Origin of the sequence: Sphingobacterium sp. MYb382, from assembly GCF_037572665.1 — a bacterium.
Classification (GTDB): Bacteria; Bacteroidota; Bacteroidia; order Sphingobacteriales; family Sphingobacteriaceae; genus Sphingobacterium.
Genome location: NZ_JBBGZT010000012.1, coordinates 223563 through 247184 on the forward strand (window position 1 = coordinate 223563; position 23622 = coordinate 247184).

15 protein-coding genes are annotated in these 23622 nt (G+C 39.1%); 2 read left to right on the forward strand and 13 right to left on the reverse strand.

Going from position 1 to position 23622, the window contains the following annotated elements; genetic code table 11:
* Positions 1–4 precede the first annotated feature (4 nt).
* The 6 genes from WH223_RS06120 to WH223_RS06145 all read right to left on the reverse strand — a co-directional run bounded on the left by WH223_RS06120 (position 5) and on the right by WH223_RS06145 (position 10243).
* The gene (locus WH223_RS06120; protein WP_340046657.1) at positions 5–2332 is read right to left on the reverse strand and encodes a GH92 family glycosyl hydrolase; all 2328 of its coding nucleotides are present in this window, start codon (positions 2330–2332) and stop codon (positions 5–7) included.
* Positions 2333–2355: 23 nt separating this feature from the next.
* Positions 2356–4173 (reverse strand): RagB/SusD family nutrient uptake outer membrane protein, encoded by a 1818-nt coding sequence (locus tag WH223_RS06125; protein ID WP_340046658.1) that lies wholly within the window; start codon positions 4171–4173, stop codon positions 2356–2358.
* Positions 4174–4196: 23 nt separating this feature from the next.
* Positions 4197–7307: a SusC/RagA family TonB-linked outer membrane protein gene (locus tag WH223_RS06130; protein WP_340046659.1), complete on the reverse strand. Its 3111-nt coding sequence runs from the start codon at positions 7305–7307 to the stop codon at positions 4197–4199.
* A gap of 46 nt (positions 7308–7353) precedes the next feature.
* Positions 7354–7914, reverse strand: coding sequence for a discoidin domain-containing protein (locus tag WH223_RS06135; protein ID WP_340046660.1), 561 nt, complete (start codon positions 7912–7914; stop codon positions 7354–7356).
* Positions 7915–8119: 205 nt separating this feature from the next.
* On the reverse strand, positions 8120–8827 hold the full coding sequence (locus WH223_RS06140) for a response regulator transcription factor (protein WP_340046661.1): 708 nt from the start codon (positions 8825–8827) through the stop codon (positions 8120–8122).
* A 9-nt stretch (positions 8828–8836) separates the two neighbouring features.
* Complete coding sequence (locus WH223_RS06145) at positions 8837–10243, reverse strand: sensor histidine kinase (protein WP_340046662.1); 1407 nt, start codon at positions 10241–10243, stop codon at positions 8837–8839.
* 117 nt (positions 10244–10360) lie between these two features.
* On the opposite strand from WH223_RS06145, the gene WH223_RS06150 reads away from it, so the two are divergent.
* Positions 10361–12097, forward strand: a complete 1737-nt coding sequence (locus WH223_RS06150) for a thiamine pyrophosphate-dependent enzyme (protein ID WP_340046663.1) — start codon at positions 10361–10363, stop codon at positions 12095–12097.
* A gap of 42 nt (positions 12098–12139) precedes the next feature.
* On the forward strand, positions 12140–13399 hold the full coding sequence (locus WH223_RS06155) for an MFS transporter (RefSeq protein WP_340046664.1): 1260 nt from the start codon (positions 12140–12142) through the stop codon (positions 13397–13399).
* 171 nt (positions 13400–13570) lie between these two features.
* On the opposite strand, the gene WH223_RS06160 is transcribed toward WH223_RS06155, so the two are convergent.
* The 7 genes from WH223_RS06160 to WH223_RS06190 form a co-directional block, all read right to left on the reverse strand.
* Positions 13571–14737: a metallophosphoesterase gene (locus tag WH223_RS06160; RefSeq protein WP_340046665.1), complete on the reverse strand. Its 1167-nt coding sequence runs from the start codon at positions 14735–14737 to the stop codon at positions 13571–13573.
* Between the two features lie 10 nt (positions 14738–14747).
* Positions 14748–16202 carry a RagB/SusD family nutrient uptake outer membrane protein gene (locus tag WH223_RS06165; protein ID WP_340046666.1) on the reverse strand — a complete coding sequence of 485 codons (1455 nt, stop codon included), beginning with the start codon at positions 16200–16202 and terminating at the stop codon, positions 14748–14750.
* Positions 16203–16215: 13 nt separating this feature from the next.
* Positions 16216–19548 carry a TonB-dependent receptor gene (locus tag WH223_RS06170; protein ID WP_340046667.1) on the reverse strand — a complete coding sequence of 1111 codons (3333 nt, stop codon included), beginning with the start codon at positions 19546–19548 and terminating at the stop codon, positions 16216–16218.
* 201 nt (positions 19549–19749) lie between these two features.
* Positions 19750–20931: a FecR family protein gene (locus WH223_RS06175; protein WP_340046668.1), complete on the reverse strand. Its 1182-nt coding sequence runs from the start codon at positions 20929–20931 to the stop codon at positions 19750–19752.
* A gap of 393 nt (positions 20932–21324) precedes the next feature.
* A complete protein-coding gene (locus tag WH223_RS06180; protein ID WP_340046669.1) occupies positions 21325–21903 on the reverse strand; it encodes an RNA polymerase sigma factor in 579 nt (192 codons plus the stop codon).
* Positions 21904–22149: 246 nt separating this feature from the next.
* Positions 22150–22656: a GNAT family N-acetyltransferase gene (locus WH223_RS06185; protein WP_340046670.1), complete on the reverse strand. Its 507-nt coding sequence runs from the start codon at positions 22654–22656 to the stop codon at positions 22150–22152.
* 106 nt (positions 22657–22762) lie between these two features.
* A complete protein-coding gene (locus WH223_RS06190; protein WP_340046671.1) occupies positions 22763–23482 on the reverse strand; it encodes an FAD-binding oxidoreductase in 720 nt (239 codons plus the stop codon).
* Positions 23483–23622 lie beyond the last annotated feature (140 nt).

Below are 23622 nucleotides of genomic sequence, written 5' to 3' on the forward strand. Positions count from 1 at the left end.
GTACTTAAAATTTGTTTTTATCGGTAGTGAAAGAATACGGGTATGCCGACTCTTTTGTACCTCTTGTTTTGTTGGCTTTGCTATCCATATCAAACTTCAACACACCGCCTTTGAAAATTTGGTCGTGCTTAATAAAGTTTTGATCGAAATTTTTACCGTTTAATGTTGCTGCTTTTACGTAAAGATTCTCTTCGTTGTTTGCTGGAGCCTCAATTGTAAATGTTTTACCATTTTCTAAAGTAACTGTCGCTTTTTTGAACAAAGGAGCACCTAATACATACTCATCCATTGCTGGACATACGGGATAGAAACCTAAAGCAGAGAACACATACCAAGCTGAAGTTTGACCGTTATCTTCATCACCACAGTAACCATCAGGTGTTGCAGAATACATACGGTTTAACACTTCGCGTGTCCAGTATTGTGTTTTCCAAGGCTCACCTGCATAGTTGTACAAGTAAATCATGTGCTGAATAGGCTGGTTACCATGTGCATATTGTCCCATATCCGCAATCTGCATCTCACGAATTTCGTGAATAACACCACCGTAGTAGCTTTCATCATATGCTGGAGATTGGTTAAATACAGAGTCTAGCATGTTTACGAAAGTCTTTTTACCACCCATCAAGTCAATTAAACCTTGAACATCGTGGAATACAGACCAGGAGTAATGCCAGCTGTTACCTTCGGTGAAAGCATCTCCCCATTTCAACGGGTTGAATGGCGACTGGAATGAGCCGTCTTTATTCTTACCACGCATTAAGTTTGTCGACGGATCGAATAACTTTTTGTAGTTCTGGCTACGCTTAGCGTACAATTCGATTTCTTCTTTCGGACGGTTTAGCGCTTTCGCCAAACGGTAGATTGCGAAGTCATCGTATGCATATTCTAAACTACGTGCTGCATTTTCGTTGATTCCAACATCGTAAGGAACATATCCTAAATCATTATAGTAAGCTACGCCTTTACGACCTACAGCCGTCATCGGACCTTCATTGTTTGCACCATGTTGTAATGCTTCATACAAGGTATTGATGTCGTAACCACGAAGACCTTTTAAGTAGGCTTCTGCTACTACGGATGCCGAGTTGTTACCCACCATGATGTCTGCAAAACCTGGACTACTCCACTCTGGTAAGAAACCACCTTCTTTGTAGCAGTTTAATAAACCTTCTTGCATCTCCTTGTTGATTGATGGGTATACCATATTTAACAAAGGATATAAAGCACGGAAAGTATCCCAGAATCCTGTTCCTCCGAACATGTAACCTGGTAACACTTTTCCATTGTAAGGGCTCCAGTGTACAATTTCACCTGCAGCATTGATCTCATACAATTTGTTCGGGAAGAACAACGTACGGTACAAAGAGCTATAGAAAGTACGCATCTCATCAACGGTACCACCTTCTACTTTCAATTGACCTAACTTTTTGTTCCAAATATCGCGACCTTTTTGTGCTACTTGATCAAAGCTATCTTGTCCTAGCTCTTTCAAGTTTTGAACTGCTTGCTCAGGACTGATAAAAGAAGATGCTACACGCGCATGAATAATGTCGGACTTTCCTTTAGACTTGAAGCCTACGATTGCACCAACATGCTCTGCTTGTAATTTAAGCACACCATTCTTTTTCTCTTTACCTTCCCAAATGCTGTAGTTCGTAAATGGTTTGTCGAAAACGATAACGAAATAGTTTTTGAAATTGGTTAATTTTCCACGGCTGTAACGTGAAGAGTAACCAATAATCATGTTTTTCTCTGGTATAATCTGCACCTCAGAACCACGATCAAAAGCATCTAATACCACAAAAGCACTATCCGTTTTATTGAACGAGAAGCGGAACATCGCAGCACGCTCTGTCGGCGTAATCTCCGCCGTCACGTCGTGGTCTGCTAAGTAAACGCTATAATAGTAAGGCTTAGCGATTTCTGCTTTATGCGAAAACCAACTTGCGCGTTCATCTTGGTCGAACACACCTTTCCCAGAAACAGGCATCAAGGAGAACTGACCGTAATCATTCATCCAAGGGGAAGGCTGGTGCGTCTGCTTTAAACCACGGATTTTATCCGAAGCGTAAGTGTACTGCCATCCATCTCCCATTTTACCGGTTTGTGGTGTCCACATGTTCATTCCCCAAGGAAGTCCAACCGCAGGGTAGGTATTTCCATTGGATAGCGAACCTTTAGAATCCGTACCCATTAAAGGGTTAACGAAGTCTACAGGATCCTTCTCTTTGACACGAAACGTCTGTGCCACGGCTTGTGAGGCCGTGAAACACAACGTTAGGGCTACTGAGGCATTTAATAACCTCGATTTTAACGTACTTATATTCATTATCTGTTAACTTGTTTCTACGCTTACCAACCTTTGTTTTGTACAAGGTTTTCGTTTCTTAGAATTTCATTGTTAGGTACAGGAAATAAATAATCCCTTTCCTTTTTGAAAACTCTGGTTTCAATTAATGTTTTCTTGTAGAAATCATCGCCATTAGCGGCCATGTTCATACCATAAAAGTCACCAGCATCTGTGTTTTCAGCAATTTTCCAACGACGTGTATCGAAATAACGTACATTTTCAAAGGCCAATTCTACTTTTCTTTCTTTGCGAATCAACTCACGGACAGTAGCTTGATCTGTTGCTGTAGCAACTTGTCCAGCACCTCCTCCATAAATTGGAACCCCCGCTCTTTCACGAATCAAATTTACGTATTTTAATATATCCGCATTACCTGGATCTGACTCATTCAAAGCTTCGGCATAATTTAAGTAAACATTTGCTAAACGCAACAATAAAGCACCTCTGCTATTACCAGTTGTCGCAACATTTTTACGCACCGTATATCCCGTTGGTGTAACATCAGATGTACTTTGTGAACGTCCTGAGTTACCAGAGAAGTTAAACAACGATAACACAGGTGTGCTACTTTGTGCTTGATTTAACCAGTAACTACCGTTATATGTGATACCCACATAGAAACGAGGCTCTCTATTAGTCCAAGGATTATAAGTCGTACGACTTGCCACATCATATGGAGCCTTATATGATCCAAATCCTGAGGCTACATAACCCGATGTAGGATCATCAATAGAACGACCATTAGCTGTAAAATAGGCGTCTACCATCTTTTGTGTTGCCCCTAAAGCACCTCCACCTTGTGCCGCAGAAGGAAAACCAACATGTTTAGGTGTGCGGTCATACTGTGCATTATTTCCACTAATAGAACGTGCAAAGATCCATTCCGAATTCCAGTCTGTCGTCATTACATTACGACATGATAAGTAAGCCGCAATAAAAGGGTCAGCATTCGTCACTTTATATAAGCTATAATAGTTTGGAACGAATTCATCAATGAAGGCTTTAGAAGCCTGAGCAGCTTCTCTCCACTTATTGACGTCATTACTTGTGCTAAACAAAGGTGTTCCGTCAACATTCTTAACACTAGCAAAGTCAGGGTTCCCATTAAATAATGGACTCGCTTTCAACAACAATGCTTCCGCGACATATGCTTTAGCAACTCCCTTTGTGATACGACCATACTCTTCAGATTCAGGCAAATATGGTAAGTTGGCATAAGCTGCATTAAGCTCCGTCACCACAAAATTAATCACATCATCAAAAGGAGCACGAGACAGTTTAAGATCACTCAAAGGTGCGTTAAGGTCTAGATAATTTTCGCCAATCACGGGAACTGGTCCATAGGTACGTGCTAAATAAAAATAATACAAAGCGCGTAAAGCTCTAGCCTCTGCTTTAAAAGTAGCCTTCATGACGTCTGTCACTTCAGGTGTTGCTTTATCAATATTCTGAATAAAATAAGTAGCATTACGAATCCCTTTATAGTAATTAGACCAGTAACTCGCTACCACGCCGTCGGTATTACTCCATACAGAACGGTTCATATTATTACTATAATTGAAATCCCAAGTATATTTAGCCTCATCGGAAGAGGCTGTCCAAACACCGGAGTTCTCATTTGCCGCAAAACGTTGCGTTAACTCATTGGGTAATACGTTATAAATATTCGCGAGAAATTTATCGGTATTATCTTTTGACTTGAAGATATCTTCTACGGTCAATACATCATCAGGCACCTGGCTCAAATATTTCTCACAGGAGCTCATACTGGTTAAAGTTGCACAACCTAGCAGTATATATATAATTTTTTTTATTTTCATGTTTTAAGGCTTAATTTGAGAGGTTAAAAATTAGCTTGAATACCTAACGTAATGTTTCTGATATTTGGATATTTTGTACCATTCCCTGTATTCAATTCTGGATCCCAAAGTTTAAACGGACTCCAATACCATAAGTTCATACCTTGAACAAAAACACGCCCACTACGTAATCCAATTTTATCAAACGTTCCCTTCTTTATATTATAGCCAAAATCTAAGGTCTTCAAGCGAACAAAACTAATGTCTTTTATCCACCATGTAGAGGCTACAGCATTATTTCTATTTGCCGTGTTTCCATAAGCTAAACGCGGATAAAAAGCATTAGGGTTAGGATTTTCAGGTGTCCAACGATCTTCAGCAACCGTGAATAAGTTGGAACGTTCAGCACCCGTACTGTTGTTAAAAGGAATAACACCATCGCCATTCAATTGCGTATCGGCTCCAGAAACACCTTGGAAGAAAGCACCAAAATAAAACTGTTTCCATGAAACATTAAAACCAGCACCAAATACCATTCTAGGCACATCACCATTACCAATACGTGTTCTATCATTCGCATCGACAATGCCGTCACCGTTTAAGTCTTTGTATTTTAAATCACCAACACGAGGGGCTCCTAATGCAGATTGGTTAGCATGTGCATCGATTTCGCCTTGACTCTGGAAGATTCCTTCAGCAATGTAGCCAAAACGGGAAAGGTAATTTACCCCTCTACGCTCCATGTATGAAAATGGTTGTTTTGGTGAATCATTCTCAATTACGTTATCTTTATTGTAGGTAAATGTACCACGCATATCAAGATAAACATTACCAATCTTTGTTGGTGATAACTCAATCGTAGCATCGATACCTTTATTATCTAAAATACCTAGATTTCCCCAAGGACGACTATTCAATCCAACGACATCAGGCAAAGACTCTCTTTGCAAGAAAATACCTGTTCTACGCTCTTTAAACACATCAACGTTAACCGATAATTTAGAATTCAAGGTTTTAAATTCCAAACCTAAATTTTGCTTATGCGATTCAGCCCAGTGAACGTCCGTTCCATAATCTGAAATAGCCGTACCACCAATTGTTCTGTTATTGGTACCATTACCAAAGGTATAGCCAGAAGCATCTGTCTTAACAATCGTCATAAAGCCAAAACGACGTCCGCCATTCCCTCCATCTCCAACGATACCGTTTGAATATCTAATTTTTAAGAAATCAACTTTATCTTTAAACGATTCATAGAATTTTTCATTTGAAATAACCCAAGCAGCACCAAAAGAAGGGAAGAAACCGAATTTATTGCCTGGGGCAAAGTTTTCAGAACCATTATATCCAAAGTTAGCTTCAACAAAATATCGTTCGTCAAATGAGTAGGTACCACGACCTGCCAAACCTTGACTACGATAAGGCAAAGAAGAAGTTACATCATTGGCAAAAGCAAAAACTTGCTCGCGCTGATTGAATAAAAACATTGCCGATAGCTGATGTTTCTCATTAATCGTCTTCGTATAATTTAACGCTGCTTCGGCATAAAACTGTCTTTTTGAATCATTCGCCTTATAAAACTCCAAATTATCTGAACCTGGAGCAATTAAATTTAAAATCAAATTACCCTGGTCATCATAAGGGAACAAACGATTAACCAAATACTGACTTCTACTTCTGAATCTACGAATCGTGTGTGAGTTCCAAATATCAAATGAAAACAAACCATAAGCTGATAAACCTGGAGTTATGAATTTCAAATCTTGAGTCAATTTTGCATTAGACATGACTTGGTTTCCAAACACATTTGATGTACCCGTTTGTGTCACCATTGCATAAGGGTTAGGTTGTGCACCACGTGAACTTACCCCTGGTACCAAATTCCCTGGATACATAATAGGATACAAAACAGGATTTGTTTGCATCACGGCAGCAAAGGCATCATTTGGTCCAATACCGGGTGTATTTGTTCCTGCAATATAACCTTGGATACCTAGGTCAAATTTCGTAGTGGATGTTAAATTCATCGAAGTATTCGATGTGAAATTATAACGTTTAAAGCGTGTTGATGCATCGTACTTTTGAGACTTATCCGTTCTTAACAAACTTTCCTCATCATAATAAGCAACAGAAACATAATAGTTTGCAAAATCAGACCCACCTCGTGCACTAAAATTTGCTCTTCTATTTTGTGCTGTATTTGTAAATAAAGCATCCATCCAGTTCACATTAGGATATAGATATGGATCTTCCCCAAGAATCGTAGAGTTAATATAATTATTAGAATACTCTTTATCCATTCCTGAAGCCAAACGCGCTTCATTACGTAACAGCATATAGCCAACCCCGTCCATCAACTCAGGTCTCTTTGTGAAAGAAGTAATACCTTGATTATAGGACACCATTAAACTAGGTTTCCCATTAACACCCTTTTTTGTGGTAATTAAGATTACACCATTTGCACCAGCCACACCATAGACAGCTGTAGCCGAAGCATCTTTCAAAATGGTAAAAGAAGAAATATCTTCTGCATCCAAACTATTCAAATCTCGGCCTTGCACCCCATCCACAACAATTAAAGGAGAAGCATTATTTCCCGACCCATTGAATGTTGAAATACCACGAATCCATAAGTCAGCACCATCGGACCCTGGCAACCCCGACCTTTGTACGCCTACAAGACCAGAGATACGTCCTGCTAAAGCCGCACTTAAATTTGCCACCGGAACCTTAAGATCTTCGACATTTACGCTAGACTGTGATCCCACAAGACTTATTTTCTTCTGTTGTCCAAAGCCTACAACAACAACTTCGTTAAGACTGTTGCTTAAAGCTTTTAGCACAATATTCAAACTAATAGTTGTATTGATTGCTGTTTTATATTCCTGAAAACCAACATGGCTTACTTGAAGAGAATCACCTCGTTGTGCCAAAATACTGAAGAAGCCCTTTGCGTCAGTGCTAACTGTTACTTTAGAGTTTAAGTTCGTCACGCTGACTGCGATCAAAGCAGCATTCAACTCGTCTTTCACAATACCTTGCACTTGCATATTTGTATTTTGTGCATAGGTTTGTTGAAATGAGCTTGTGCATATAATTCCCAAAGTAAATAGCATAGTAGCTGCTACTCTATGGAGTAAAATTTTATGTTTCATTTAGATTTGATTAGTTTTTGGTTTGAAATGTATTGATTAACGCTAGTTAGTTACCTGGAGCATTGATCAAACGAAATTCGGACAGCTGGAACAAGCTCTCACCACCGTTACTCAAGATGTTAATTCGGTAGAATTTAAAGCTTTCTGTAGTCGTAATTTGAAATCTTCGTGTTTCATTTCTACCAGCAAATTTTTCATCTTTACGTTCATCAACAATTTTCCAAGTCGTACCATCTGCGGAACCAGTAATCGTCCAATCTTTAGGATCACGCCCGGGGGCATCATTTCCCGAAGTCAAGGTATAAGCACCTAACTTAATAGTACCAGGAAAACCAAGCTGGATGTACATATCATTTTGATAAGGGTTAATCAAATACTTTGATTTATAATCCTCATCAACAACCTTTAGCGAACCCTCTCCGCCATCTTTACCATTTGCGTTTTCTCGATTTACTTTGAGCACGCCATAGGCCGTAATATCCATCTCCTTTTCCTGTTCTTCTGGAAGGAGCGGATAATCCTTTGTTTTGTCTTTACTACATGCTGTACCCAATAGGCCTAAAAGCAGGTAAAAAGACATTCTAGTTAACTTTTTCTGTGTATTCATAATTGTAAAATGGTCAGTTTTAACACTTTTCATAATTCAAATCAGCCCATTAAGGCTAATTCGTTTTAGCTTAGTAATGTTAAAATTAGGTATTAATAGAAAAGGAAGCTGTTAACCCAATCCTAACAAAATGTTAATGAAATGTTAAAGAGAATAGAAAATGATAAATAACTTAATAAAAGACAATTACAAGAAAGAAATTAGTTTACACAGATAGTTTGAAAATAAAACCAACACCATAGATATTGTCAATGCGTACGGTTTTAGACTTACTTAAAATTTTGCGTAGCCGAGAAATAAATACATCAAGGCTCCGTCCCATGAAGTAATCATTTTCTCCCCAGAGTTCGGTTAATATTTGTTCCCTTTTAAGGACTTTATTTCTATTTTGATAGAATATTTCGAGAAGGTTCACCTCTCGCTGTGTGAGCACGACATCTTTACCCGCAATACTAAGCTGCATTAAATCGGCATCAAAGACCACGTCATCCGTTTGGAACGAGTTATCATTGGTCGCTTTATTTTCTACTTGTGTCATTTGAAAACCCGAGCGTCTCAAAATCATTTTTATACGTAGGATAAGCTCATCAATATCAAAAGGCTTTGTTATGTAATCATCCGCACCAAGTGCCAATCCATTTATTTTATCTACCTTTTCTTTACGGGCCGTTAAAAATAAAAAACAGGAATCAGCGGCATGTATCTGAATTTTGCGCGCTAACTCAAAACCATCATAATCTGGAAGTTGAACATCAAAAAGCATCAAATCAAAATGTTCGTTCGCTTTGACGCGTTCATAAGCTTCTGTCGCATTAAGCATCCATACAACTTCAAAGTTGTTCAATTCTAAATATTGCTTTACAACATTGCCTAAATCAATCTCATCTTCGACAAATAGTAACTTAGCTTTCATTCTTCTAATTTATTCGACAATTTTCATTTTGATTTCGAAGGTAGACCCCTTCCCTACTTCGGACTGAACGAGTAAATCCCATTGATGTAATTTAACAACTTGCTGCACATAATATAGGCCCAAACCTAAGCCATCGGCTTGAATGGAGTGTTTACCGCGGTAGAATCTATTGTAAATATAAGCTAAAGTTTCGGGAGCTATACCAACTCCATTATCAATAATTGATAAAATCAATTGATTTTCTTCCATCCTTAGGCGCACAACCACTTGTTTTGCCTTACTGCTATTATACTTAATAGCATTATCTAACAAATTGTAAAGCATCGTCGTAAACAAAAACTTATTGAGCAACACCTCTCCATGCGCATCTGTCATTTCAGGATCAAGCTGCACTGTATGATCAAGCTTCAGGCTATAGTCAGCTAAAGACTCCAATAATAGTGGCACAAATTCAACGGTTGTTTTATCCAAATTAACATCCGATAACTTCGTGATAGTCAACGACTGTTTAATCAACTTCTTTAGTCGCTGCGCTTGCCTATCAATAACGGCAGACAACTCTTTAACCTTCCGTGCATCTTTAATAATCTCGTCCTTAAGTAGGCTATGATTTGCGACCAATATCGTCGCTACAGGGGTATTGAACTCATGAGATATGCTATTTAAAAAATCAGAGGTCATCGCCGTAAGCTTCTTCTGCTCCATCCAATTTTTATAGGTCTTATAGTAAATGCCGATTACAAACAAAATTGACCCTACAGCTAAAAGAAAGGTAGGGAGCATATCTTCCAAAATTTGCAACGTACGATTATTATGATCCACATACATAGAGAAAGAAATCTGATAGGAATCTTTTAGTGGCGAGTTGACAATATAGGCGGAAACCAGATTTTGCTTATCAAAATCGCGTAAACTTCCTGCGACAATTTCACCATATATAGCAGATGGATTTTTCGCTTTAGCATCAAAAATGGGAATATAGCTTATCCCATCAAACGTATAACTAATCTGAGAGATGGTAATCGCATAGCGTAGGTTTGGATTTAAATTATTCTCTACTACCATCGCAGAAAATAATTTATCCATATCCTTTCTCGACTTCAACTCTTCGAGAATACCACTGGAAATTTTATCCTTTAACTCTGCTAATCGTGCATTAGCCCGGTTATAGTAGGTATATTTCAGCTCATCCATCAATCCATAAATATGGCGATCAATGATAGCCTGCGCTCCTGGATAAACTTTATCGTTGCGAACGAGCACTGAGTAAGCATCGTTCAGCGTCTTCTTCTCTTTGAGATAATACTGATTATTTTTCAGCTCAAACGTATTGTAGATGAGTTTAAATTGTACAGCAACTAAGATCAAGAGACTTGATATAGCTATAATACGATAAGCCTTTTCAGAAGTTTTCATAAGGGTATACGGTCCACTCGGTAAAGCGAATGTAAGCTATTTTTCTCTTTTGTTTAGAAAAAGAGGAAAACCTTATAGCTCCTTTAACTGTTTTTAAAGTAAAAACAAGGAGAAATCATGAGTAAAATAGTCGCAGAACAATTAGTAGAGATGTTAATAGACGCTGGTGTAAAGCGCGTTTATGCCGTTACGGGCGATAGTTTGAACCATTTTAATGATGCAGTACGCAAGAGTGGGAAAATCAAATGGATTCATGTTAGACATGAGGAAGTAGGCGCTTATGCCGCTGCCGCGGAAGCTGAACTTGATGGTTTTGCGGTATGTGCAGGCAGTTGCGGACCTGGTCATGTACATTTAATCAACGGATTGTACGATGCTCACCGTTCCCATGTTCCGTTACTGGCTATTGCTTCCACAATTAATACCGATGAAATGGGGATGGATTATTTCCAAGAGACGAATACCATTAAACTTTTTGATGATTGCTCCCATTACAACCAGATGATTGTAAATGCGGAACAAGCACCACGAATTATTCAAACAGCTATACAACATGCTTTAAGCAAAAAAGGAGTATCCGTTATTGGCTTGCCAGGAGACGTATCACAATTACCAGCAGTAGAGACACATACTTCTACTCAATTTTTCCATTGCAAGCCGGTTATTAGACCTTCAGACAATGAGCTTCACAGCCTAGCATCGGCCATAAACAGTTGCCCTAAAATCACAATTTACTGTGGTATAGGCGCCGAACATGCACATGCACAAGTTGTCCAACTGGCCAAACATCTGCAAGCCCCCGTTGGTTACTCTTTCCGTGGGAAGATGAGCATACAGCCTAATAATCCTTACGAAATTGGTATGACAGGGCTCCTAGGGCAGCCATCAGCCTACCATAGTATGCATGAGGCCGACCTAGTACTGCTATTAGGTACGGATTTCCCTTACGATAAATTCATGCCGGAGAAAAATAAAATTATACAGATAGACACCAGTGCCGAACGCTTAGGTAGACGTGCGAACCTACATCTAGGACTTTGTGGAGATATTGCCGACACCATTGATGCACTACTTCCGCTCCTAAAAGAAAAAACAGATAGCAGCTTCCTTAATGCACAGTTAGACTTTTATGAAAAGGTAAAAGCAAATATGCTCACCTACGTAAAAGAGCAAGGAAAAGAAGATAATATCCAACCTGAATATGTAGCACACACTATTGATGCTCTAGCCAGCCACAACGCTATTTTTACCGTCGATACGGGAATGACCTGTGTTTGGGGAGCACGATTTATCCATGGCACAGGCGAACGAAAAATGCTCGGCTCCTTCAATCACGGTTCTATGGCCAATGCAATGCCAATGGCTATTGGTGCCGCTCTGGCCCACCCAGAAAGACAGGTGATAGCCATGTGTGGTGATGGTGGACTTTCCATGCTGCTGGGCGATCTAGCAACCATTCAACAATACCAGATTCCTGTGAAAATTATTGTGTTCAATAATAGAGCGCTAGGCATGGTGAAAGTAGAGATGCAAGTAATTGGTTTACCAGACAACGAAACGGATATGGTGAACCCTGATTTCAGCCGCATTGCGCAAGCGATGGGCTTTCAAGGGCTCAATGTACATAGCCCTGAAGAAGTGGAGCCTGCCTTGAAGCAAGCGTTTACTCATCCAGGTCCTTTTTTATTGAATATTTTCACAAACCCGAACGCACTAGCTATGCCTCCTAAAGTAGAGTTTGCACAGGTCGTGGGAATGGCTAAATCTATGACTAAGCTTATGTTAGGCGGAAAAATGGAAGAAGTATTGGATACTATAAAATCAAATTACAAGCATCTAAAAGAAAGTCTTTAAAATAGGTCGCAAAACCTTACCTTCGTTATTAAAAACTATAACATGGAAATAAGTAGCCATAAAACGACTAATAAACTTTACATCATAGCTTGGGTATTCGGCCTACTCTTTTACTTTTTAGACTATGTTATTCGTTCCGCACCAGCGGTGATGATACCACAGTTGTCACAACAATTTAATGTAACATCAGTAGGACTTATCACGATTATCGGAACCTATTACTATACCTATTCCACCTGTAGCTTGGTGGCAGGAATTGCACTCGATAAATTCGGAGCAAAGTATTCCCTCTTCATCGGGACTTTAATTCTGGGTATAGGCTGTTTACTTTTCTTAGCATCGACCGCTTTTGTCGGTACGACAGGGCGACTACTACAAGGTGCTGGATGTGCATTCGCTTTTCCTGGGTGTGTGTATCTGGCCAGTAAAGGATTCTCAGCGAAATCTTTAGCTACAGCTATTGGTTTTACCCAATGTTTAGGGATGCTTGGCGGTTCTGCGGGACAGTTTATTGTAGCTCCAATGCTGGAAAAGGGGATGCACATAGACACTTTCTGGTTAGTGATAGGTGTTATTACTATTGTTGTAGCAATTGGCTTAGGCATCGTTATTCCGGGTCAGAAAAAAAACAACGCAACAGCGGAAACAAAAAATGCTCCGCAGCAGAAAACAGGATTATTACATCCCTACAAAATTGTATTTAGCAATCCACAATCGTGGTTATGTGGTGTAATATCGGGTTTGCTATTTGCACCTACGACCATTTTTGCAATGACTTGGGCTGTGGCCTTTTTTCAGGAAGATCGTGCCTTTGATTACCACAGCGCTTCGATAAGCAGTGCGATGGTAGCCTTTGGTTGGGCCTTCGGCTGTCCAATTTTAGGCTATGTAACCGATAAAATTGGTCGAAGAAAGCCTGTTCTGCGCTTTGGTGCTTTGATGATGATTGGTAGCTTAATACTACTTCTTTACTTCCCGAATCTTATCCCTGAAAGTTACAGTATGTTCTTATTGGGGGTAGGCTCAGGAGCTGCTATGATTCCATATTCAATAATTAAAGAAGCAAATCCGGATGAAGTAAAAGGTAGTGCAACAGGTGCTATCAACTTTATCACTTTCTCTATCACCACGCTATTGAGCCCGCTATTTACCCATCTATTTGGGAAAACATTAGCGACAACGACACATAAAGCCTTGCACTTTCAACAAGCTGGTTTATTTTGGGTCGCCTCAATTGCTTTGGCTATACTTTTGAGCTATATCTTAAAAGAAACAGGAAGAGGTAAAACGGTAGCTGCCTAAAACAGTTATTTCAAACAAAAACTCCGAGCGACAATAAGTCTCTCGGAGTTTTTTATGCCTTATATTTTTTAATAAAAGAAGTATAACCCAGAATCCAAAAATAGAAATACCCACCTAAAATAAATTTTAAGCGGGTATTTTCCTGTTTTTCATAGATAGGATAAATAATTTCTACTTATCTATTTCTATGTTTTTAGTTGGATCATCAAAGATCAGGTAGGTTTTACCTTTTCTAAGTAATAGTCCTCTACTGCGGCCTTTTTCACGGTTGGAACGATTATTTACGTTTACAGCAAATACCCTGTTCGCATAAAAAGTCGTCACCTCTGGAAAGATAGTATGCCCCACATACACCTCTTTCACGCCATAGTACACTAAAAGCTTTTGTAAATCTTGCTCAGCCAAAGGCTCGTATTTTTCCTCATCACGCACCATACCGCGGTACCACAACGGCCCAATACTACCGAAAAGAAACTTTGCGGCGGGAGATTGTTCACGTTCAGCTTTGGTCTTGAAAATATTATTCCTCACCGAATCATTCACAGCAGGAATCGTCCATTTGTCCGTCAAGAGCTGACTACTCAAACCTGCATGAACAAAAAGTCTATCACCAATTTTCTCCATGGTGTTACGAGAAAGTAACCAACGTCCTAGCTCAGAATTAGCAGACCATAAATCACGATACTCCATACCCAGCTTATCTTTCAAAGCAAGATATTTAGATTCGTTATATTTTAAGTTCTCGCGTAAAATCATTTCCTCATGGTTGCCAAATAGGAAATGTACTTTACCTCCTGCTTTCTCCGCCTCTGCTTCCAGCTTATAAATCAACCAAAAGATAGGTAGCACATCGACGCCACGATCGAACACATCACCAATAATTACAAGCTGATTTTTGCCGAATGTCCATTGATAATTGCCCCCAATGACCTGCTGTGCTCGTAAGATGGAATAGAAAGATTCAAAATCGGCATGTGGATCCGACAAGACAAGAATATCACCTTTGGACTTGTAAGACCAATCTGGTTTTTTAATTGGATGTAAAGCTACCTCAAAATGATGCTGCCCATTCTCCGTCATCACGGATAGAGAAGCTTTATTAGGTAATGCTGAAGTCTCTAATTTACCAGCTCGAACCTGGATAAGCTTGCTTGTGCCCTCCCCATACAAAACATAGGGACCATCTTGTTCAGATAGTCCCTCTTTTACTTGGCTAAGTGCGGGCTGGGCGTAGAACAGCCCTACACTTAAACCGAAGCTTAAAATTATGCTTGTACGAATCAACGAGCGGTAGTATTTTTTACTTTTTGAAAGTGTTAAACAAACGCTAGGATTCATATTTTTTTAATTAATAGCCATCATTTTGTGTAATATTCGGATTCGCATCCATCTCAATACGCGGAACAGCCATCAAAATTTTCGAAAATGTACGATCAAATGATTTCGTTTGTGCCGTCAATGAAGGAGAAGAATGACTTGTGCTTTTACGCTCAATACGTAAATTATTACGCATCGCATCAAATAAACGATGACCTTCACCAACCAACTCTCTACGACGCTCTTCCATAACACGTGCCAACGTTACCGTTCCTGTAACCGACTTAGCAGGATTAGCACGCGTAACAATTGCGTTTAAGTATTTCAAAGCATCGGCATTGTTGCCCAACTTAACAGCTGCTTCAGCAGCGATTAAATAAGCCTCCGAAAGACGTAATACCGGAATATCAGCTTGCTCTGGATTTTCACCTAAAGCTGTGTTTCCTGGGTATTTATTCGAATAATAAAAATCTACTTTTTTGCTATCCGTGAATTTCGTGATTACCTTCAGACGTACGTCATTAGCATCTTGGTTTAACAAAGCCATATAGTCTCCTGAAAGAATGATATCGTTGTAACCCGAACGCCAGAACAAGTTGCCGACACCTTCTTTACCTGGTCCACTTTCTGTTTTCGTAACGGACAATTGGAATAAGATTTCATTAGTAAAATCTTTAGCCCACACGGAGGTGTACTCATCATTTTTCCAAAGAATATATTGTCCTTTCGTTGCCGTTTTAACTCCCGCAGCAGCATCAATCATCTTTGTTGCCGTATTGAAAGCTTTCAAATCTTGACCCGTGAACAAGTAGGCTCTCGCCAACAATTGATCCGCAGCAAACTTATTGATTTTACCATCATTACGTGCAGGACTTAATAAGATACTAGCAGCCTCCAAATCACTAATCACCTGCGCATAAACCTCTTTTACCGTATTGCGGCTTGGTTTATTCGTTGGGACATGCTTAGCTGTCTCGATTGGCACCCCCGTAGAAGCTCCCTCATCTTGTGTGAATGGTTTACCATATACTTTAACTAAGTCGAAGTGTGCCATAGCACGGATAGTCAAAGCTTGTCCTTTAACATCATTCAACTCCGCAGATAACGAACCTTCAGGTTGACTATTTACATAGTCAAGAATTCCGTTTGCATTACGGATAGCACGATAAGGCTGGTACCATAAGGAAGAAGGTGCATTATCTTTGTTGTAATCAAAAAGATAGAATTTAGCGGCTCTTTTTGTATCGCCATTCGCCAACATATCTTCCCCCGTTACATCGGCGTAATAGGTCATACGTGCACCGTAGTAGTCACTACCACGTAAGATATCGTAAATACCATTCAACGCATATTGCGCATCACGTGGTGAAGTAATTGCTTTTTCGCTATCTGTAGAGGTACTTGGTTGTGCTTTTTCTAACCAAGAATTTCCACATCCGCTAAATAATATACTGGCAGCAGCTGCCATTGAAAATATATTTTTCATCTCGTTTTAATCTTTAGAACTTAATATCCAAACCAAAAGTTACCGTCTTCATTTTAGGCGACTCAAAATAAACAGAACCATCCACAGGAATCTCTGGATCGTAGTTTTTGTAAGCTGCCAATGTTAACAAGTTCACACCCGAACAGTATGCTCTAATGCTGCTCACTTTAAGCTGACGAGCGATGTCTTTAGGAACCGTTACACCGAAGGTTAGATTTTTCAAACGAATATGATCTGTACTGTGTACACGACGGGTGTTAGCCACACTACTCATGTCGTAAGCATTACCTACCATGAACATTTCGATATCCGTTTCATCACCTGGTTTCTGCCATCTTCTTGAATAATATTGTGGGATATTATCAAATCCTGTTTTTCCAGCCAAGTCAGTTTTACTAGCTCCCTGATCGTAAGAATATCCACCTAAAGAGTATGACATTGTAAAGTTTAGATCAATAAATTTGTAACGGAAACTATTGGTGAAACCACCTACTAATTTAGCATCTACATTTTTGTATAAAATACGGTTTGCTTTACTCGATACCTCTGTGATCTCGCGTGAATCCATATTCGCTGGATCATTCACATAGTATTGTGGAACCCCCGTTTCTTTGTTGATACCCGCAAATTCGATCAAGTAGTAGCTATTCCAAGGTTTACCTACACGGTGAATCAAGGTACCATCTCTCAACTCATCACTTCCATCAGCTAAAGAGATCGTTTTGTTTCTGTTCATACCGAAGTTTAAAGCTGTATTCCATTTGAAATCTCCTTTTTGGAAGATATCAGCGTTCAAATCAACCTCAAATCCACGGTTACGAATAGCACCAATGTTGGTTAAGTACGAAGCGAAACCTGTTGTGTATGAAGTTGGCATACTGTTCAACAAATCTGCTGACTCTCTATTGTACCACTCCAACGTAACATTAACACGGTTTAACAAGCGGAAATCTAAACCTACGTTTACATTATTTTGCTTCTCCCATTTCAACTTCGTATTACCAATTTGTGTCTCGCGGATACCTGGATTACCGAAATAAGGGAAACCAAATCCCGTTAAGTCCATATAGGTAAATAGACTCGATGGTAATGTACCATTTGTACCATAAGATACGCGAACTTTTGCATCGCCAATAATATCTTCAATAGGCTGCATAAACTCTTCATTAGAGAATTTCCAAGCACCAGAAAGTGACCAGAATTTACCCCAACGGCTATCGCTATGTAAACGGGAACTACCGTCCATACGAATACTAGCACCTAAGAAATATTTATTATCGTAGTTATAGTTTGCGCGAGAAAGGTAAGATAATAAACGCCATTCTTGCTGCGCTCCTGAAAAATCAGTAATTACAGAACCGTTAGATGGATAAATCTTATCATACGAAGGGAAATTATCTTTTCCTCCCGAAAGGTCTTCACGCGTATATTTATTTACCTCATAACCGGCTAACAAATCAACATTATGCTTATCAAATTTCTTTATGTAGGTCAAACTATTTTTCCAAACCATTTGGTTATAGTCTCTGTAGCTTGAACTTAAAGAACCGTTTGCTTTCTCACCATCTGATGAACGAGGGTCAGACCAAGCATTGTATCTTGTTGTTGTGTGATCTAAACTGAAAGTCGTATTGAATAATAAACCGTCAATCAATTTATAGTTCATAAACAAGGTATTGAACGAACGGCTAGCTTTTTCCTTACGGTAGTTGTACAGTGATGCAGCTTTAGGATTACGCTCTCCATTAGAGAAGAAATCAGTAAAGAACGTCTTGCTACCATCTGGGTTAACAACATAAACAGGCTCAGAACCCGTTACTTTATGACGAGAAGCATAAATTGGGGAAGTATATGTACCACCTTCAGCATTTACATCTTGCTCTACATTGGAATACAAGATATTAGCTCCTAATTCTACTTTATCGCTCATTTTATACTTCACATTCAAACGGCCTGAAAGACGCTCGAAATCTGATTGGTACGACAAACCTGTTTGGTTCATGTACGACAAAGAGTTGAAGTATGACAATTTAGGATCACCACCAGAAGCAGAGAAATCTAAACTTTTAAATGGTGCTGTCGAACGGAATAATTCTTTTTTCCAATCTACCCAACCATCTTTTGGCTCTGGTGCATATTTATCGATATTATCGGTTGCAAATTGATTAATTAAAGTAGGATCAGTAATATTTTTTAAATAACGGGCTTGATTACGCAAACCTTCCAACAACATCTCACGACGATCAGGGCCGCTCATTACCTCTCTATAATCTGTAGCTTGGCTTGACAAACCATAATCTGCTTTAACGCCAAATACAGGTTTACCTGCTTTACCAGACTTCGTCGTAATTAAAACAACACCGGCCGCAGCACGTGAACCATACAATGAAGCTGCTGCTGCATCTTTGATCACCGTAATCTGCTCGATATCCGCTGTGTTTAACGTAGACATCACATCAAAACCAGCATTATTAGCGGTGCTTGACGCCATATTTCCAGACATAACAGGAACACCGTCAATTACGAATAAAGGCTGGTTGGATGCATTAATAGAACCCATACCACGAATACGGATATCCGTAGAACCTCCTGGCTGACCAGAAAGAGAGTTTACTTGCACACCTGGAGCATTACCTTGCAACATGGTTGAGAAATCTACAGCAGGAATATCACCCATACGATCCGTACGAACAACAGAAGCTGAACCTGTATATTCTGATTTTTTGAACGTACCGTAACCTGTCACGATAACCTCCTCCAAACCAAAATCAACAGCTTTCAAAGAAGCATTTACAACAGATGCCGTAACTTCTACTTCTTTCTTTTCGAAACCGATAATCGTAAAGACAAGAACAGCACCACGGTCAGCGTGAAGGCTGAATGCCCCTTGCTCGTTTGTAGATGTAGCCCCTTTACCACCTTTCACGGTAACACTAACGCCTGAAAGCGCTTTACCATCGCTATCGGTCACTTTACCATGAACCTCTTTTTGCTCTGCCGCAACAACCTTTACAGGTGCTTTTTCTTCTTTAGCAACGCGTGTTACTTCTGGTGCAGCTTTAACTACGATAGATTTTCCTTCAACGGCATACGTTAAACCATAGGTTGGAAGAAACGTGTTCAAAGCTTTTTCCAAACCGATATTATCAAAATTAACACTCACATTAGGTGTATTTTTAATAACATCAGCTTTACATAAAACGGTATATCCCGTTTGTTTTTTTATCTCACGAAAGACATCAACGATGGAGCTATTACTCTTCTTGATAGACAAGGTCTGGGCAAAAGTTGACGCTTGGAGCTGGCTGGCCGTCACAACGATCAGCGCAACAATCATTTTTATCATAATGAGGCATTTACTAATGGGAATAAATAACTTATTTCCCCACGTCAAAAAATTTTTTTTCATTACATTTGATTGGTTTAGTATTATATTAATTAACAGTCACAAAAATTTTTATTGATTCCGAACCGTATGCCGGGAAAGTGCCACCTTTCTCGGTTTTTTTATGCCTTACGGTTACGAAATTCGGGATAAATCCCCCCTCTATTTCATAAGTCGAACCTTCCTCCCATCAAGGTTAATTTTAATGTTATCATCGGTCATTTTAATCACTTTTAAAACCTTATCGAAATTGTCTAGGCGTGATACCGTTCCCCAAAGGGTGATATCAGCCAAGGCTGGATCTACTTGAATATCGATATCATACCAACGTGAAACCTGACGTAAAGCAGTACGAAGTGTTTCATTATTGAACATAAATTCACCATTCTTCCAAGCGATAATCTCATCTAAGTTCACTTCTTGAACACGAATACGCTCGCCACGAACGACTGTTTGTTGCCCCGGATTAAGTACCTTCTCGCCTCCTTGCGGAACTGAAACACGTACCTTCCCTTCCAACAAAGAAACTTTGGATTCATGGTCATCAGCATAGGCATTCACATTAAAGTGTGTACCCATTACTTCTACCTTCTCGTTACGTGTGCTCACAATAAAAGGCTTCAGCTTATTTTTAGCCACCTCAAAATAAGCTTCACCATCAAGTTCTACCTCACGAACATCCCCCGTAAAAGTCTTCGGATATTGTAATTTACTTCCTGCATTTAACCAAACTTTGGTACCATCAGCCAAAACAATCTGATACTGACCTCCTTTAGGTGTGCTCAATATCAACATCACAGCAGCCTCTTTATCGGATAATAAAACAGAGCCATCATCATAGGTAATATCATCGCCCATTACAATGCCGACCTTATCCTCGTTCAACGTCAAGGCCGTTCCATCAGAAGCTGTCAAGACTGCACGGTTGCCACCCGGCGTAAGCTGTCCAGCTAACTCAAGCGTTTCTTCTTCACTATAAACAGGCTTTTCCTTTATTTTTCGAAAGGTCAAACCTATAGCCAACAAAACACAAGCAGCAACAGCAGCATAAAGCAGTAACGTCAATTGTTTGTTTTTAACTTTAGGTTGAGGTGCAACCTCCACTTGTTGTAGGATACGGTCTAGAATACGCTGCTCTTGAACGGCAGCATCTAGTGTATTAAGCTGCTTAAAAGCAACTAAGGTAGACTCCAGCTGTGCTGGATCTTCGAGCTCATTGACGATAAGCAATAAATCAGGATATTTCTCAAAAAGTTGTTGAAGGCCGACATGGCTTTCGGGATGTATAGTCCCTTCCAAGTATCTTTTTAATAATTCGGTAATCTCCGTTATGGTTGTATACATTGTATGTATTGGCGTCGTAAATTTTGTAATAGATACACGGATCAAACACAAACCTTACAGCAAAAAAACACAAAAATCACAAACATCTATATGTCAGGTATTTAATTTTACAATCTATTTAATAATTAGGAGAAATTATATTCTAAAAATACAGCAACGCAACAGAAAAGTAAGCTATATTTCATACATAAAAAAAAATAAATTAGTAAAACACCAAAGAGGACATGCTTTAAAGCGTAGGTAGAAGACAGTAAAAAATACAGTGCTAGGTTTCACTCTTTAGGCAATACAAATTTTAGCGTAATAGATTACAAACATCACCGATAATAAGGCAGAGACGTAAAAACTAAAATAAACCGTAAGGATTGATAATTGTGCTAATAAACGTTCTACTTATCGCACAAAAAAATACAAAAAGGGAAGTACAGGAAGAGCATTTTTCATCTTCATAATTTGACGAACGGTACTAATTGCGCGCGAGCGGTTAGCATAAACGGCAGCATGACTCATCGATAATGCCTCCGCAATCTCGTCGACAGTCTTATCCTCTTGGAACGTTAGGTTAAAAACATCTCGTTGACGTTCTGGCAATCGTTCTACTTCGAGAAAAATAGACTGAATAAGTTCTCCGTGAACCATCTTGCTAAACATATCTGAATCTTCGCACCACAACTCTTCAATTTCAGACAGCGGTGCTGAAGCTAAATTCAGCTTGTCATCACGAATAGCATTCAAACTAGCATTCTTAGCCGAAATGTATAAAAAAGCACGTAGGTTATCAGGTGATTGAAATTCTGTTCTGCGCGTCCATACTTTCATAAAGACATCCGCTAGAATTTCTTCCGCACGTTCGGTACTTTTCACATAACGAAGAATAAAAAAATGCAGAGGCTTATAGAAATGATGATAGACAGCGACAAAGCCCTCTTGATCACCTTTTTGTAAATTTTCTATAAGTATAAATTCATTCATATTTTTAGCAACTAGCGTATCTGCTAACGATTTGTAAAACGACTACGATTCACTAAAACCAAGGTAGACATTGACTTTCGGAGTGCTAAAGTAGAAAAGACTTTCTAATTTAACAACAGCCCCTCCAAAACTTCATATTAATTTAATAAAGACAAAAGGGTTATAAATAGTAATTATATGGCTATCTGTAGGTTCTAAGGAATATTTTCAAGAAATAATTAACTAGCTAATAATTATTAGAAACATCTATTTTACTGTAACGCTCTTTCGTAAAATCAATTTTTCGGTAGGAACATCATCCTCAATACCGACAAAGAAGCTTACAAAACCAAACTTCTCTAAAAGACGTTTCGACGCACTATTTTCGGGATCAATAATACCCAAAATATCCACCTGTGGATACAATCGTTCTGCCCGCTCCAGAAGAATACGGCAAATGGAGGAACCAAAGCCCTTTCCCCAAAAGTCTTTCTTTAAAATATAACCTATCTCCAGAAAACTAGGATCATGTTTATATCGCTCTAACTTGGCATCACCGATAAAAAGTCCTTTATCATCGCTTACCTTAAAGTAGCCTAAATGTTCATCAGCAGCATTAATCTCTAAAATAGAATCAAACTTTGTGCGTGCTTCAGTGACTGTTAAACCATCACCAGAAATATACTGCATAACGTCACCATCGGCCACCAAAACCTGGTAATCATCAAAATCTGCTTGTATATATTTAAATAAGGAAAGATTAGCGTTATTCATTTACTACCATATAAGCCCGCAAATTATGAATTTCCAACAACACTTTCCTTTTTTATGATAAATTTTAAATATATCTCGCTTTCTAAAACATATTAGTCTCTAGATGCTACAGTGCCTTCTTTCCAGCCAACCAATAGCCTTTACTATAAATTTTGTTAGCCAAAGTTTCATTTTTCACAAGCTTTCGTAAGGTTTGCACCGAGTTCACATTACCCGTGATTATAAAATTCGCAGACTGCCAATCAGCGAAACAAAAGTCTGACTGCTGCTCCATCCATGTTTGATCAACCAAAGAACCATCCTTAGGAAAAACTGTATAATTAGACAAACCTAATAATGCAGGGCTATTTTTATTCTCGGCCTCCAGCTCAAAACAATAATGAAAATCATGCTTATGCTTTTTAAAAAAGGGTAAAAGAGAAACGGCAAAGCCTAAGGCCGTTTCATCACCAAAAAACACCTGTTTTTTGACCGATGCATCGTAAAAACTCTTCCCTCTAGGGATACTCACTTGCACCTCAGCACCAAGCTGCAAATGTTCAAAAAAATGACTCGCAGGACCATTTCCATGGATATGTGCTACAATATCTAGAAAACCTAAATTCAAATCGACAAAAGCAGCTGTATAATTTCGAAGCTTGCGCTCCCCCACTAAGACAGCCACCGCATCGCCTAACTGAAAATTAAACCCTTTTAGATTTCCTTGCAACCGTGTTATTTTCACCTTAGGTGTTACAAAACGACTCTCTACAACCGTTAAACGACGCATAAAAGAGCCTATTAAGCCTTCAAAGGCTTGATTCATCAAACTTGTTCCGTTAAACATAAACATGCATTTTTATTGCTAACAAAGTTCGTTTGAAGGCCTCTGTTTATCAAGAGAACTAACGTTGTAATGACTGGACAAATCGTGGTTTTCACCATCAAATATGATGGTAAAAAACATCAAAATAAAGAAAATAAAAA

Coding starts and splice junctions, on each gene's coding strand:
- WH223_RS06120 (WP_340046657.1), bottom strand. CDS start 2,332: ATGAATATAAGTACGTTAAAATCGAGGTTATTAAATGCCTCAGTAGCC.
- WH223_RS06125 (WP_340046658.1), bottom strand. CDS start 4,173: ATGAAAATAAAAAAAATTATATATATACTGCTAGGTTGTGCAACTTTA.
- WH223_RS06130 (WP_340046659.1), bottom strand. CDS start 7,307: ATGAAACATAAAATTTTACTCCATAGAGTAGCAGCTACTATGCTATTT.
- WH223_RS06135 (WP_340046660.1), bottom strand. CDS start 7,914: ATGAATACACAGAAAAAGTTAACTAGAATGTCTTTTTACCTGCTTTTA.
- WH223_RS06140 (WP_340046661.1), bottom strand. CDS start 8,827: ATGAAAGCTAAGTTACTATTTGTCGAAGATGAGATTGATTTAGGCAAT.
- WH223_RS06145 (WP_340046662.1), bottom strand. CDS start 10,243: ATGAAAACTTCTGAAAAGGCTTATCGTATTATAGCTATATCAAGTCTC.
- WH223_RS06150 (WP_340046663.1), top strand. CDS start 10,361: ATGAGTAAAATAGTCGCAGAACAATTAGTAGAGATGTTAATAGACGCT.
- WH223_RS06155 (WP_340046664.1), top strand. CDS start 12,140: ATGGAAATAAGTAGCCATAAAACGACTAATAAACTTTACATCATAGCT.
- WH223_RS06160 (WP_340046665.1), bottom strand. CDS start 14,737: ATGAATCCTAGCGTTTGTTTAACACTTTCAAAAAGTAAAAAATACTAC.
- WH223_RS06165 (WP_340046666.1), bottom strand. CDS start 16,202: ATGAAAAATATATTTTCAATGGCAGCTGCTGCCAGTATATTATTTAGC.
- WH223_RS06170 (WP_340046667.1), bottom strand. CDS start 19,548: ATGATAAAAATGATTGTTGCGCTGATCGTTGTGACGGCCAGCCAGCTC.
- WH223_RS06175 (WP_340046668.1), bottom strand. CDS start 20,931: ATGTATACAACCATAACGGAGATTACCGAATTATTAAAAAGATACTTG.
- WH223_RS06180 (WP_340046669.1), bottom strand. CDS start 21,903: ATGAATGAATTTATACTTATAGAAAATTTACAAAAAGGTGATCAAGAG.
- WH223_RS06185 (WP_340046670.1), bottom strand. CDS start 22,656: ATGAATAACGCTAATCTTTCCTTATTTAAATATATACAAGCAGATTTT.
- WH223_RS06190 (WP_340046671.1), bottom strand. CDS start 23,482: ATGTTTAACGGAACAAGTTTGATGAATCAAGCCTTTGAAGGCTTAATA.